The sequence below is a fragment of the Peptoclostridium sp. genome (genome assembly GCF_009881055.1).
Taxonomy (GTDB): Bacteria; Bacillota; Clostridia; order Peptostreptococcales; family Peptostreptococcaceae; genus Peptoclostridium_A.
Window position 1 is genome coordinate 34174 of record NZ_WXFG01000005.1, and the last position, 12320, is coordinate 46493.

At 44.9% G+C, this 12320-nt stretch carries 11 protein-coding genes and 1 pseudogene; 2 read left to right on the forward strand and 10 right to left on the reverse strand.

Annotated features, from left to right (window positions below; translation table 11 throughout):
- Positions 1 to 49: 49 nt before the first annotated feature.
- The 6 genes and pseudogenes from GT589_RS10090 to GT589_RS00885 all read right to left on the reverse strand — a co-directional run bounded on the left by GT589_RS10090 (position 50) and on the right by GT589_RS00885 (position 5389).
- Entirely contained in the window at positions 50 to 1024 is a 975-nt protein-coding gene (locus tag GT589_RS10090; RefSeq protein ID WP_442952073.1) for a methyl-accepting chemotaxis protein, read from the reverse strand.
- Between the two features lie 45 nt (positions 1025 to 1069).
- A pseudogene (locus GT589_RS10095) lies at positions 1070 to 1972 on the reverse strand ([Fe-Fe] hydrogenase large subunit C-terminal domain-containing protein); the annotation flags it as partial.
- A gap of 262 nt (positions 1973 to 2234) precedes the next feature.
- Positions 2235 to 2585: a DUF1622 domain-containing protein gene (locus GT589_RS00875; protein ID WP_293394556.1), complete on the reverse strand. Its 351-nt coding sequence runs from the start codon at positions 2583 to 2585 to the stop codon at positions 2235 to 2237.
- Between the two features lie 101 nt (positions 2586 to 2686).
- Entirely contained in the window at positions 2687 to 2923 is a 237-nt protein-coding gene (locus GT589_RS10055; RefSeq protein WP_330582826.1) for an adenine deaminase C-terminal domain-containing protein, read from the reverse strand.
- On the reverse strand, positions 2916 to 3752 hold the full coding sequence (locus tag GT589_RS00880) for an amidohydrolase family protein (protein WP_330582827.1): 837 nt from the start codon (positions 3750 to 3752) through the stop codon (positions 2916 to 2918). Before GT589_RS00880 ends, GT589_RS10055 begins: the two co-directional genes overlap by 8 nt.
- 200 nt (positions 3753 to 3952) lie before the next feature.
- Complete coding sequence (locus tag GT589_RS00885; RefSeq protein ID WP_293394559.1) at positions 3953 to 5389, reverse strand: DEAD/DEAH box helicase; 1437 nt, start codon at positions 5387 to 5389, stop codon at positions 3953 to 3955.
- Positions 5390 to 5642: 253 nt separating this feature from the next.
- On the opposite strand from GT589_RS00885, the gene trhA reads away from it, so the two are divergent.
- Positions 5643 to 6278 (forward strand): PAQR family membrane homeostasis protein TrhA, encoded by a 636-nt coding sequence (trhA, locus tag GT589_RS00890; RefSeq protein ID WP_293394562.1) that lies wholly within the window; start codon positions 5643 to 5645, stop codon positions 6276 to 6278.
- Positions 6279 to 6303: 25 nt separating this feature from the next.
- Positions 6304 to 8877: a bifunctional lysylphosphatidylglycerol flippase/synthetase MprF gene (gene mprF, locus GT589_RS00895; protein WP_293394565.1), complete on the forward strand. Its 2574-nt coding sequence runs from the start codon at positions 6304 to 6306 to the stop codon at positions 8875 to 8877.
- A gap of 90 nt (positions 8878 to 8967) precedes the next feature.
- On the opposite strand, the gene GT589_RS00900 is transcribed toward mprF, so the two are convergent.
- From GT589_RS00900 to GT589_RS00915, 4 genes are read right to left on the reverse strand one after another with little or no spacing between them, the layout of a single operon-like run.
- Positions 8968 to 9351 carry a DUF1987 domain-containing protein gene (locus tag GT589_RS00900; protein WP_293394568.1) on the reverse strand — a complete coding sequence of 128 codons (384 nt, stop codon included), beginning with the start codon at positions 9349 to 9351 and terminating at the stop codon, positions 8968 to 8970.
- Between the two features lie 20 nt (positions 9352 to 9371).
- A complete protein-coding gene (locus tag GT589_RS00905) occupies positions 9372 to 10148 on the reverse strand; it encodes a GGDEF domain-containing protein (protein WP_293394571.1) in 777 nt (258 codons plus the stop codon).
- 18 nt (positions 10149 to 10166) lie between these two features.
- Complete coding sequence (locus GT589_RS00910) at positions 10167 to 10736, reverse strand: SiaB family protein kinase (RefSeq protein ID WP_293394574.1); 570 nt, start codon at positions 10734 to 10736, stop codon at positions 10167 to 10169.
- Positions 10737 to 10780: 44 nt separating this feature from the next.
- Positions 10781 to 12121 (reverse strand): GAF domain-containing SpoIIE family protein phosphatase, encoded by a 1341-nt coding sequence (locus GT589_RS00915; RefSeq protein ID WP_293394577.1) that lies wholly within the window; start codon positions 12119 to 12121, stop codon positions 10781 to 10783.
- Positions 12122 to 12320 lie beyond the last annotated feature (199 nt).

The following is a 12320-nucleotide window of genomic DNA, read 5'->3' on the forward strand; positions in this document are numbered from 1 at the left end:
TTGTAAATATGCAAATGGCATGCGCTTTTTTTTATTCCCTACTGTTGCTCTATTCAGTTTTTTCCACAAGAGCCGATGCAGTGTCTGCAATCTCCTGGTTCTTGGCTGCAAGCTCCTCAAGCGCCGCGCTTATGTTGAGCACTGCGCTGTTTATCATGTCCGTCTTGCTCTCAAGCTCTTGCGAAACCTTGTTTACAGCCTCTATATGCTCGAGTATTATATTCTCTTCGTTTTGAGTCTGATATGCTATTTTTTTGGAGCTGCCCGCCAGATTTCTTACCTCGTCTGCCACGACAGCAAACCCTCTGCCTTGCTCGCCTGCGCGGGCGGCCTCAATTGCGGCATTAAGCGCCACAATGTTGGTCTGGTCAGCAAGCTTTACTATCTGTATGGAGCTTTGTATGAACTCATGTATCTTGTCCTGTATTGTGCCCATGTCTGAAGTGAGTATTCTCGCGGAATCAAGCAGCTCCTTTATCTTGAGCGAGATTGTCTCAACATTCTCCGATATGTCTTCATTGCCCTTGTAAACCTCGTTTATAGAGTCAATTATAAAATTAACATTCTCTTTGAGGCTATTGTAGCTGGCCTCCTTTTCAATGTTTAGCTGCTCTATTTCTGTCATTGTCGCCAGGAGCTCATCCTGCTTGTGGTTCAGCTCTTTTTCGAGGTCTACTGCCCTCTTGTTGAAGGATATGCAGTTTTGAGGTACATTTAGTCCGTAATGCACGGCCTTTGCCATCTCACGGCATTTTCCGTAGCCGCAGGCATTGCAGTCAATCTTTCTGTCGGCTTCGCCGTCCTTTAGCATGAGTTCGTATGCTCTGTCGTACTCTTCAGCTGATGGCTCGCCGTATATCCTTACAGATTTCTTGCTGTATGTCCTAAGGAAATCCTGATACGAAAGCTCCTTTTCAAAGCCGTTATAGAGTGGATTTTTGAATTTCCCTTTGCCAAACAGCCCCGGGCTCTTTTTGACAGCCTTCATCTTGCTGCGCTTTAATTCCTTGAATATGTAGTCCATCTCGTCAAGTGTGAGCTCATTGTCTGTTGCAGTTCCCTTGTTGCAGCCGTATTCGCAGTTGAGCGCGTCCACAAGCAAAGGCACCGGTCGGCCCAGCTTTATGTTCCTGCAGTAGTCCTTCAGATAGCCATAAACGTGTCCTATTCCCTCTATCTGCTTTATCCAGGCGTCCTCTACCTCCGCCTCTATGTTCTCCCTTAGGCCTCCCTGCATGGAGTAGAGAACGCCCAGCGAAGGCGAGACGTTGTCCCAATCCTTCTTTTCATATCTTCCGATGTTTATGTTGTTGCGCTTTATGTATTCAGCCAGCCTGCCGAAGGTTACGTTGTATTCTATGAGACCCCTGGAGTCGCGTATTTCATTTATTTTTGCAATGCAGGGGCTTAAAAATGCAATCCTGTCGCTGCAGCTTCTATATTTTTTAAGGTATATCGCCATACAGCTCATAGGGCTGTGTACAGGCGACAGATGTTCCAGCAGCTCGTGGTGGTGCTTTTCTATGAAATTGACTATTGCGGGGCATGGCTGCGATAGAAGTGTCTTTACGTTTTTTTCCGTGTAGAGCTTAAGATGCACATAAGAGGTTATGTCAGCGCCGAAGCTTACATCGTATATTCCCCTGGCTCCCAGGCTTTTTAGCCATGCAAACGTTTGCCTGTACTCCGGCATGTTGACCCTTATGGCCGGTGCAACCATTACTGATATTGGCTTGCCTGCCTTGAGATCGCTGAAGAATCTTTCCGTATCGTCGTCATACACCCTCGCATCGTGTGTACATGCCTTCATGCATGAGCCGCAGTTGATGCACTGTTCCTGATTCACTTTGACCTTGTTTTGATGATTTTCGTCAAAATATGCTATGTTGGCTTCATGCACCGGGCATACGGCTATGCATTTGTTGCAGCCTGTGCACTTTTCTTCTACTATGTACATAGTCTCCTGAATCATTTTTCCACCTCGTTTTAAGGTATTTTCATCCCTGTTCTTGTCATGTATAGCTATTTTTTTAACGATTTCCCTCAGTTTAATGATATCAAATTTTTTAACAATTTTACATACTTATGTTTACATTTATTGACGTCCTGCCACTTGACGCAATTGAATTATGAATATAATGTCATTTTAAACATGTATATATGCATACAGCAATGCATCCCCAATGGTTGTGTGTCTGAGTTATACATCTGCGGTGAATATTTATGAGTAAAAATTATTTCAATTCTTTTATTTCCTTATCAAGGAAGTAGCTTATGAATGTCCTCATTACTACTATGCTTGCAAGTATGAGGACTTCCTGTGTCGTAGGATTTGCTACGGTCTCTATGATGTCGGCAGCTATTAGCACCTCAAGGCCCAGCAGCAGATAGCCTCCCAGGTTCTGGCGTATCTCCTTTCTTGTTTTGAAATTGTCCTCGGGTGTATTTCTGGCGATTTCATTTTTCAAAAATCCTGACACTGCAACTACTACTCCCCAGATTATTATGGCCATGGCTGTCAGGCCTATTACAGATGAAATATTTTCAAGTATTTCTCTCAATCCAATCCCTGCCTTTCTAATCATCCCAAAAATTCATTGCTGGTCGAAAAGCCTCTACATGGCAAAAGCTTTTGAGATTGTCAAATATGGTAGCTTTAATTACTAAAGTCACAAGAGTTCGCGGCTTAGTCTTCAACTGATGTGAATTCAAATCTCGACACGTCAAAGAGGCCTCTTGCTGTAAGCTTAAGCTCCGGTATTACGGGCAGCGACAGAAATGAAAGCGTCATGAACGGATCCATGCCCTCTTGCACGCCGTGCTCCCTGCAAATCTTAAGCATCTCTCTAAGGTCAGCTGCGACTTCGCGTATTCCTCTGTCTGACATCAAGCCTGCAACTGGAAGGGGAAGAGTCTTAATCACCCTTCCTCCCGAGCAGATTGTCAAGCCTCCGCTGCATGTCTTCGGGGGTAAAGGCCTTTATGTCCATCCTAGCCTTCATGCACTCACTTGTTCCAGGCTTGACTTCAAACAGCGGCACGCCGTCCCTTGCTGCAAGCCTTCCATCCTTGAATACCATGTTCGGCCTGAAATCCTTCAAATCAGCAAATACCACCATATCTGCCTTATAGCCGGGGGCTATCGCACCCGTATTCTTAAGGCCATAGCACAGGGCTGGATTTATTGTGGCCATCCTTATCGCGTCCACGACATCCAACCCCCGTTTCACAGCTTTTCTTATTATGCTGTCTATGTGACCTTCTTCGAGCAGCTCATGCGGGTGCTTGTCGTCCGTACAGAAGGTGCATCTTGAGCTGTTGCGCAGTGTTACACCCTCTAGAAGCGCCTCGAGGTTCCTGGCCGCGGAGCCCTCCCTTATGTGGACATACATTCCCAGCCTGAGCCTTTCTCTCATCTCGTCTGTGCTTGAGCACTCGTGGTCAGTCCTTACCCCGGCCGCTGCATATGCGCTCAGAGCGTTGCCGGTCAGTCCCGGGCTGTGGCCGTCAATTGGCTTATCTATGTGCACATGACTGTCTATCAGGCCGGGCGATACGTACATGCCCTTCATGTCAAGCTCCTTGCTGCCTTCATAGGTTCCAACACCTGCGATATATCCGTTTTCAACTGCTATGTCGCCTTCTATTATATCCCCCGTAAACACGCATACTATTTTGCAGTTTTTGAGCACCAGCTGCGCCTTCTCCCTTGCGCAAGCTATATCTATTGTTTTTCTGAGTTCCATTGTCATACATGTCTCCTTTAATTCGCTTTTGGATATGATACCCACTCCAGCAATGGAAACAATCGTTTTATAGATTATATAGCAAAAGGCTCCTTACGCATCCGGCATTTGTTCCGGTTTGCTAAAGGAGCCTCGAAATGTTCATATATTAAATTCCTTTACTTACTCTGCGTACTCTGCGGATTTTTGAGTCCACATTGCAATTGTTACCTGCCCTGTCTTCCTCTTGAAGAACCTTGTCTGCCTCTTGAAGAGCCCTGTCCTCTTGACGAGCTTGCTCCTCTTGAAGGTCCTGCTTCTCTCGAAGCATTTGCTCCCCTTGGATTAGCACCGCTTTTGCCTGAAGCGCTTCTCGCATTGAAGCCGCCTTCTTTCTTTGCCGGTTTGCCGAATCTGGACGACTCACCCTGGCCGCCTCTTCTGCCACCCCTCGGGCCTGATTCGCCGTGCCTTTCCTTATGGCCTTCGCGCTTTACAAAAGCTTCGCCCCTTGCGCCTGAACCCTTTTTCTTCGAATTCATATCTTTATCGTCAGTCATTCTGCGCTTTTTGATGACCATTTTTATCTCGTTTTCGATAAGAGCAAGTGTCTGAGCGTCCCTTGGCGTTGCAAACGTTACTGCTACTCCAGTCTGTCCCGCACGGCCAGTACGCCCTATTCTGTGGATGTAGTTTTCGGCGTCAAAAGGCATATCGTAGTTGAATACATGTGTCATGCCCTCGACATCCAGACCTCTTGCGGCCACATCCGTGGCAACAAGGAATTGAAGCCTTGTTTTCCTGAACTCTTTCATTACCTTCTCACGCTTGGCCTGGGTTATGTCTCCGTGCAGCTCATCGCAGCTGAAGCCTTTGCTGCTGAGCAGCTCGTTGAGCGCCTTTGCTCGGTGCTTTGTGCGGCAGAATATTATCGACATAAAAGGCTTGTGCTCGTCGATTATCCTCAACAGCGCCTCCTGCTTGCCTCTGTCTGTAGTCTCGACTACAAGCTGCGTTATTCCATCAAGTGTCACTCCGCTTCCCTGGACCTTTATGTGAGCCGGAGAGTTCATATATCTAGAAGCTAGAGCACGTATGTCCTTTGGCATTGTAGCTGAGAAAAGAAGCGTCTGCCTGTCCTTTGGCGTCTGGTGAATGACTGCTTCAACGTCGCTTAGGAATCCCATGTTGAGCATCTCATCCGCCTCGTCGAGCACAAGCATCCTGAGCTTTTTAAGATTTATGCTTTTCCTTCTTATGTGGTCAAGCAGTCTTCCTGGAGTTGCTATCACCATGTGGACCCCATTTTTGAGCTTTCTAAGCTGCTGCTCGACGTCTTGCCCTCCGTAAACGGAAAGTATGCTTACCCCTCTGGCCTCCGCCAGCTTCTTTGCCTCTGCTGTTATCTGTATTGCAAGCTCACGTGTTGGCGCAACTATAAGAGATTGCACATCATGGCTTTGCGTGTCTGTCATCTCCATTATTGGCAGCAAAAATGCAAGCGTCTTTCCTGTTCCTGTCTGCGCCTGCGCTATAACGTCGTCGCTTTGTAGTATTGCCGGTATTGCCTGTTCCTGAACAGGCATGGGCTCTGTGATTCCATTTTGCAAAAGTGCTTCATTAAGCTCGGCACCTATGCCAAGCGCTTTAAAATCCAATTTCATTATTTTAATTACCTCTTTTATATGTTATTTCGACCTTGTTCTCTTTCAAAATATAACAAACGTGCGCCGATTCCTGCACACTTATCGCATATTATGCGGTCAACTAATCTATTGTATCACAAAAAAATCATGAAGAGTAAACTATTATTCGTATCTAGTCTGCAGATACCAGTAATATATTCGCCTGCATTATCCAAAAATATCTGATATCATTAATAGTATAGGGAAAAAAATTTGTGAATGAGGTGATATTATGGATTACTCCACAAGAGAGGAAATAGCAAACAGCATCACGCACGGAATAGGAGTGCTATTTAGCGTTGTCGCCCTCACCATACTTCTCATATACTCCATATGGCAAAAGAGCGCGGTTTCGATAGTCGCATTCAGCATATACGGCTTATGCTCAATACTGCTTTACCTCTCGTCAACGCTTTACCACAGCTTCCGGAAAGAGAAACTAAAGCGGCTTTTCAGGGTGTTCGACCACTCTTCGATATACCTGTTCATAGCAGGCACATACACTCCTGTAGCGCTGCTTACGCTCGAGGGCGCTTGGCGAATCGGAATACTGTCAAGCGTATGGATAATAGCTGTTTTGGGGATTGTATTCAAGATTTGCACATATAAAAAAATGGACCGCCTCAAGGTGGTTTCGCTGGCCATATACATAGCCATGGGGTGGATTGTCGTAATAGCAGTAAAACCAATGCTGCAGACAGTACCGGTTGGCTTTTTCAAATGGCTGCTGGCCGGCGGAATTGTATACACCCTGGGCACGATTTTTTATGCGGCCAAGAGGATACCTTACAGCCACGCCATTTGGCACTCCTTTGTGCTCGCAGGCAGCACGCTTCATTTTATAGGATTGTTTAAATACCTGGTTTAATAATTGATTTTCACGGAGGTTATGCATGCTGGATACTAGCAGTAAAAAAACAAACGGCTTCTGGAACACACAATACCGCAAGTATCTTAAATATATTATTTCAGTTGTCTTCGTTGCAGTACTTTTTACAAAGCTAAAAAGTGAGATAGCAAGCATAGACTATGCCAAAACAGTGCTCCTGTTTAGAAGCATACCTTCGGCGCAGATTCTGGCCTTCTTTATGCTTGGTCTTGCAGCCGTTTCATTCACGACGCTTTACGACTTCACGCTGAGAAGCCATCTGCAGGCTGACATAAAACCCTTGAGGCTCTTTAAGCTTTCATGGATAACAAATTGCATGAACAACTTCATAGGATTTGGAGGCGCAGTGGGTGTCGGCCTAAGGAATCTTTTTTTCAGGAATGCGAGCGTTGACAATTCGAAGATACTCAGCGGCTCTCTTGTGCTTGCCATTGCAAATGTCACCGGTCTTTCGTGCCTATTTGTTATAGGCCTTTTCGGAGGATACGATGTAGGCTTTTGGACAAGGCAGGGTCTGGTATACAGTGCTATAGTCTATGGCTTCGCCCTATATCTTCCTGCATACCTATTTGTGCCCCGCTTCAGGGCCGTGAGGAAAATCCTGAATGCTTCGGGAGATGACAGCGATCATATGAAATTCAGGCTGCAGCTGCTTGCCGCGTCGTTTGTGGAATGGTCAGCCGCCGCACTTTTTTTTGTTTTTGTAATAGGCCACTTCCAGTCGGCGCCTTCCTACTCTGCGATAATAGCTGTATACGCCATTGGCGTTTCCGTGGGCATTGCGAGCATGGTCCCTGGCGGGCTTGGCTCCTTTGACATGGTAGTCCTATTTGGACTCAAAACCATGGGCATGGATATAGACAGCGCAAGCGCCGCCCTCATAGTATACCGAATATTTTATTATATAATACCGTGGGTTATATCTGGCTTTATTGCAGTCGACGAATTCCTGATAAAGCAGTCGAAGCTTAAAATCAAGCTTCCTCCATTCATAGAAGAACTCGGTGTACATTCGCTTGCAGCACTCGTATTTTTCTCCGGTTTGGTACTTATCGTATCCTCACACACTCCACCGGTCGTCGAGAGATTGAGACTGATGAAGGATTTGCTTTCACTGCCAGTCCTACAAATGTCAAATAGGATATCCCTTGTCTTCGGCTTCATGCTGATAGTGCTTTCCTTTGGGATACGAAACAGGACAAGAGCTTCATGGAAGATAACCGTGGCTTGCCTTGTGCTTGGAGCCATATCCACGTTTATCAAAGGATTTGACTACGAGGAGGCATTTATACTAGTAGTGATAACTGTGCTTACGGTTGTTTCAAAGAACGCATTTTTCAGGAAGAACGCCACATTCAGCATAAAATCACTGACGGAGACATTTGTAATCACGCTTTGTATAGCTCTTTTCTACGGCGAGTCAGGTGCTCTTGTCCATACGGGTTTTGCTAGATATCTGGGCGTTGGCAATCTCCTGTATACTAGCTCCAATGCATTCTGGCAAAATATAGCCTACGGATTTATGTCATCGTGGCTAATACTTGGCATGCTGCAGCTTGTATACTTTGAAAAGCTCCCCATTGAAAGTCCATCAGAAGGCGACTATGAGCGCCTCCGTAAATTCTTGGAAATACATCCTGGAAATATCATGACCCATCTCTTTTTCCTTGGAGACAAGAAACTCTTCTTTGCTCAGGAGGAAAGTGTAGTAATCGGCTACTCACGGATACGAGACAAGGTGATAGTACTTGGCGATCCGATAGGCGAAAGGAGCCGTTTTGGGGGCGCCCTGCTCGAGTTCATGAGTTTCATGGATGTGTATGGACTCAAGGTGGTATTCTACGAGGTCTCGCATGAATTCCTGCACGTATATCACGACTATGGATACACATTTTTCAAGATGGGTGAGGAGGCGGTTATAGACATAGTCAACTTTAGCCTATCAGGCAAGAAAAAACACGATTTGCGCCTCGCCATGAATAGATTTGAAAAGGATGGGCTGAACTTTGAAATCATGCATCCTCCTTTTGACAAGGCTTTAATAAAAGAGCTAGATCTCATAAGCAAGCAATGGCTCGCCGGGAAAAGGGAAAAGAAATTCTCCCTTGGCTGGTTTGATGAGCACTATCTCAGCCTCAGTCCTATTGCCACAATAAAGGATGCAAGCGGAAGGACTCTGGCATTTGCAAGCATAATGCCGCTGTATGACAAATCCGCTATTTCTGTTGATCTGATGCGCTTTGGTGGTGATGCTCCCAACGGCATAATGGACATGCTTTTTGTCAGCACAATGGACTGGGCAAGACAAAACGGCTACCGCCAGTTCAATCTTGGCATGTCGCCGCTTTCCAACGTGGGCCAAAGCCCTTATTCAATGCGCGAGGAGAGACTTGCAAGCTTCGCATACAGATACGGCGGCAGCATTTACAGGTTCTCCGGACTCAGAAAATACAAAGAGAAATTCGGCCCTGAATGGCAGCCAAAATACCTTGCATATCCTTCCGGGCTCAATATTTATATTCTGCTTGCCGAGATATTCATGCTTATCTCGGGGATAAATCTTTTCAAAAACAAATAGCTCTTGAGGAATTAAAGCCGTATTTGGTGCGGCTTTAATTCCTCAAGAGCCAGTAACGGCATTATATAAAAAGGCATTATTATGCCTAGGCTATGCCTGCTCTATTATGTTGAATGTCATATCAGATTCGAGGTCTTCCTGCAGCTCAATTCCGCACTCCTTTATGTTCCTGTTTCTTTTGTCGTAATGCCAGTTGACCGCTATGTCATGTCCCTTGCAGGATTCCTGCTCAAGCCTGTATATTAAGTCCATTATACATTTTATGCTGCTCGTGTTGAGGTATACAAGTCCTATGTCCACCTGAAGTTTTCTGGATTCAGATTTGAAATATTCATCCATCCAGCCAAATAGCGGCTCATAGAATTTGAATGCATTCTCAGGATATGATTCTCCCTTTATATTCAACCTGTTTAGTTCACTCTCAAAGCTCACTTCAGGCGATGACTTTGTTTTTTCTATGCAAATGTCAAACATATATTCCTCCGCTTATAGTTTTATTCGCACAAGCCGATTTCCCTCTTGAGGGTCTTGTTTTTATACATAAGGCTGTCGGCTGCGCTTATAATCTTGTCCATGCAGTCCATGCCAAGTTCCCGGTTAATCTCCATTATTCCATAGCTGAAATCTACAGCGTATGGTTTTGTCTGGCTGTTTTTAAAGCTCTCGATTTTTTTCAATATCTGCTTCATCACAGCTTCTACATCCTGCTCTGTGCGCTCGGGCATAAGGAGCAAAAACTCGTCGCCCCCTATTCTGCTTACAACATCGGATGCTTCTATGGAATCCCGTATTATATCTGCAATCGTCTTTATTATGAAGTCACCTTCGACATGCCCATAGCCGTCATTTATAGTCTTGAGCCCGTCTATGTCTATGAAGCATATCGAAAAATATGTGTCCTCATTATTTTGCAGTCTCTTGAGCTCTCTGTCAAGAGCCATGAACCCTGTTCTTCTGTTGGGCACTCCAGTCATCATGTCTGTGAATGCGTAATATTCAAGCAGCTCCTGCTGGCGCCTTCGCTCGTCTATCTCCCTCGCCAGCTCCGATTGAACTTCTTTCAGATAAACCTGCTGTCCGTCACTTATGCTTGTGAGCTTTATGGTGGTCTTGAGGTTGCGCTCGAAAACGGCAACCAGCTCCTCGAACTCCTCTATCAGCTCATTTTTACGGTTTTTATGGTCGCTGCAGATTTTTTTCGCCGTTTCCAGCTTTTCAAGCTCTTCCCTGAAAAGGGCTCTTGTGCTTTCACTCATATTATTCACCTTCATATCTATTTTTCACATCTCCTATGACACTACCGCCTTCAACGTAAAGAAAGAATATTTTTCGTCCCTTTCTATGAACATATATTCGAGCTTGCTGCTTGATCTTCTCGCCATCTCTATAAGTCCTAGTCCTGCTCCCGAGCCGTCACAGTTTTCGGATCTCAGTTTTTCCTTGTATAGCTTTTTGAGTTCCGATTTATCAAGGGAATTGATATGGTCTATGCTGTCCTTTAACATGTTTCTGTCCTCGTTGCTCAGCACATTACCAGAGCATACATAGTAGCCACCCTCCTCCTTGCCTATTACGATTATGCTTTCAAAAGCCGCCTTGAAAAATTCCAAGTTGCTTTCGCACTCTAATTTTTTTTGTATGTAATTTTTGATGTTTTGAGACTGCTCAATATATATTGAAAATACGTTGTAGCTGACACTTTCATTATCTTCCTGCCCGCTCATGTCTTTTTCTATGTATTTTTTTATGGCTTCGCCTATGTCTTCGATTATATTCTGGGTGAATGAGCCGTTAAAGCTTATGACTACTCCACTTTCACTCAGTTCCTTGACCATTGAGTTCATCTTTTCTTTTATCATAAGTTATGCTCCTCCAATAGTATTTCGAGCGTATCCCGCGCTTGTTATAATGGCTTTACTGCCAGCACCGTTACATCATCACGCTGCTCTACGCTGCCCTTGTGCGCTGAAAAACGCTTTATAAGCTCACTTCTTTGCTTTTCAAAGTCGTATTTTGCCACGGTGTCTATCGCTTCAGCGAATCTCTCGGCGCCAAATGGATATATGTCTTCATAGCCGTTCTGGTCTAAAAAGCCGTCTGTTGTTATGTAAAATGAGTCTCCCGGCAGATATTCAATCACCTTATCCTCGAACGCGTGACATTTTTTCCTTCTTTCATCGCTATAACCAAGGCTTTTGCTTGCTCCCCTGAGCTCCCTTGTGACTCCCTGGCTGTGTGTGAAAAGAGACATGCGAGCCCCTGAGTATACAAGCCGCCTTGAATCCTGGTCGAATATACACAGCCCCATGTCGAGCCCTGCATGAAAACCGTCAAACTTGTTGAATTTGTAAAATGTGTCCTTTACCATTGTATTGATTTTGTCGAGTATTTCGCTTGCGCTCTCGTGGCTTGAATCCTCGAAAGCTCCTGAAAGCATCTGGTTCAGGGCTATTGTCATAAAGGCTCCTGCAACTCCGTGTCCTGTGCAGTCCATGACTGCAGTGCAAAAGCCCTTTTGTGTCGGCGCAAACCAGTAAAAGTCGCCACCCACTATGTCCTTGGGCTTCCATATAGCAAAAGCGTCGGCTGCATGTTTTTTTATGAAAGACACATCAGGCAGCAGTGAGTTTTGTATCACGCTTGCATATTGGACGCTTTCCACTATCTGCTCGTTCTTCTGCCTCACTTCTTCCTGAGCTTTCCTTCTCTCTTCTTCAAAGTGCTTTGCATTCTCAGACGCTATTGATATTTGAATTGAGAGCGAGCCGAAAAAGTCTATTTTGGAATTCGTAAAATAGTCTTCCGAGCTGTGCTCCGCTATTATGACTCCCACCCTTTCTTTGTTCTTGAAGTCATTCAGCGGCGAAATGAGCACTGACTTTGTATTCCTGCCCTGTATGAACCAATGACTCTCGCCGTTGCTGTCGAATACGCAGGTGTCTTTGACGTGTATTATATGCGTTGGGAAATCGCTCGATTCTTCAGCTAAAAATCTATTCTCATTTTGTATGCCCCTTGAGTATGACTTAAAGCCGTCGTCGCTTTTCATCCAGATTGTGCACGTGTCAAGACCCATGACACCCATTAACATGTCTGTTGTGACCTCCATGAGACCTATGAACGAATCCAGGCTGGAAGAAATTTTTATGACCTCTCCCAAAAGCCAGGTCATGGCCTTCTGTTCCTGAAGCTCCTCTATGTATTTCAAATCGATATCCATCGCAAGCCCTTCCTTTATGCTCAAATCACAGCTTTTTCAAGTGTTTTCAGTCACTCATATGTACTAACTTTGACAGAATTGTACTATCATATAAAATAATACCATACCATTTATTTTTTTTATGCAATTTTTCATGTTTTTTCACAATGTGAAGGTTAATATCGATTCTGTGGTATATTATTTATATAAATACAAACCTTAAATTTATACCCTATCAAGCAGC

What these genes read in the sequence shown, in the direction of transcription:
- GT589_RS10090 (WP_442952073.1), bottom strand. Translation starts at nt 1,024, where the DNA reads ATGGACTACATATTCAAGGAATTAAAGCGCAGCAAGATGAAGGCTGTC.
- GT589_RS00875 (WP_293394556.1), bottom strand. Translation starts at nt 2,585, where the DNA reads ATGATTAGAAAGGCAGGGATTGGATTGAGAGAAATACTTGAAAATATT.
- GT589_RS00880 (WP_330582827.1), bottom strand. Translation starts at nt 3,752, where the DNA reads ATGACAATGGAACTCAGAAAAACAATAGATATAGCTTGCGCAAGGGAG.
- GT589_RS00885 (WP_293394559.1), bottom strand. Translation starts at nt 5,389, where the DNA reads ATGAAATTGGATTTTAAAGCGCTTGGCATAGGTGCCGAGCTTAATGAA.
- trhA (WP_293394562.1), top strand. Translation starts at nt 5,643, where the DNA reads ATGGATTACTCCACAAGAGAGGAAATAGCAAACAGCATCACGCACGGA.
- mprF (WP_293394565.1), top strand. Translation starts at nt 6,304, where the DNA reads ATGCTGGATACTAGCAGTAAAAAAACAAACGGCTTCTGGAACACACAA.
- GT589_RS00900 (WP_293394568.1), bottom strand. Translation starts at nt 9,351, where the DNA reads ATGTTTGACATTTGCATAGAAAAAACAAAGTCATCGCCTGAAGTGAGC.
- GT589_RS00905 (WP_293394571.1), bottom strand. Translation starts at nt 10,148, where the DNA reads ATGAAGGTGAATAATATGAGTGAAAGCACAAGAGCCCTTTTCAGGGAA.
- GT589_RS00910 (WP_293394574.1), bottom strand. Translation starts at nt 10,736, where the DNA reads ATGATAAAAGAAAAGATGAACTCAATGGTCAAGGAACTGAGTGAAAGT.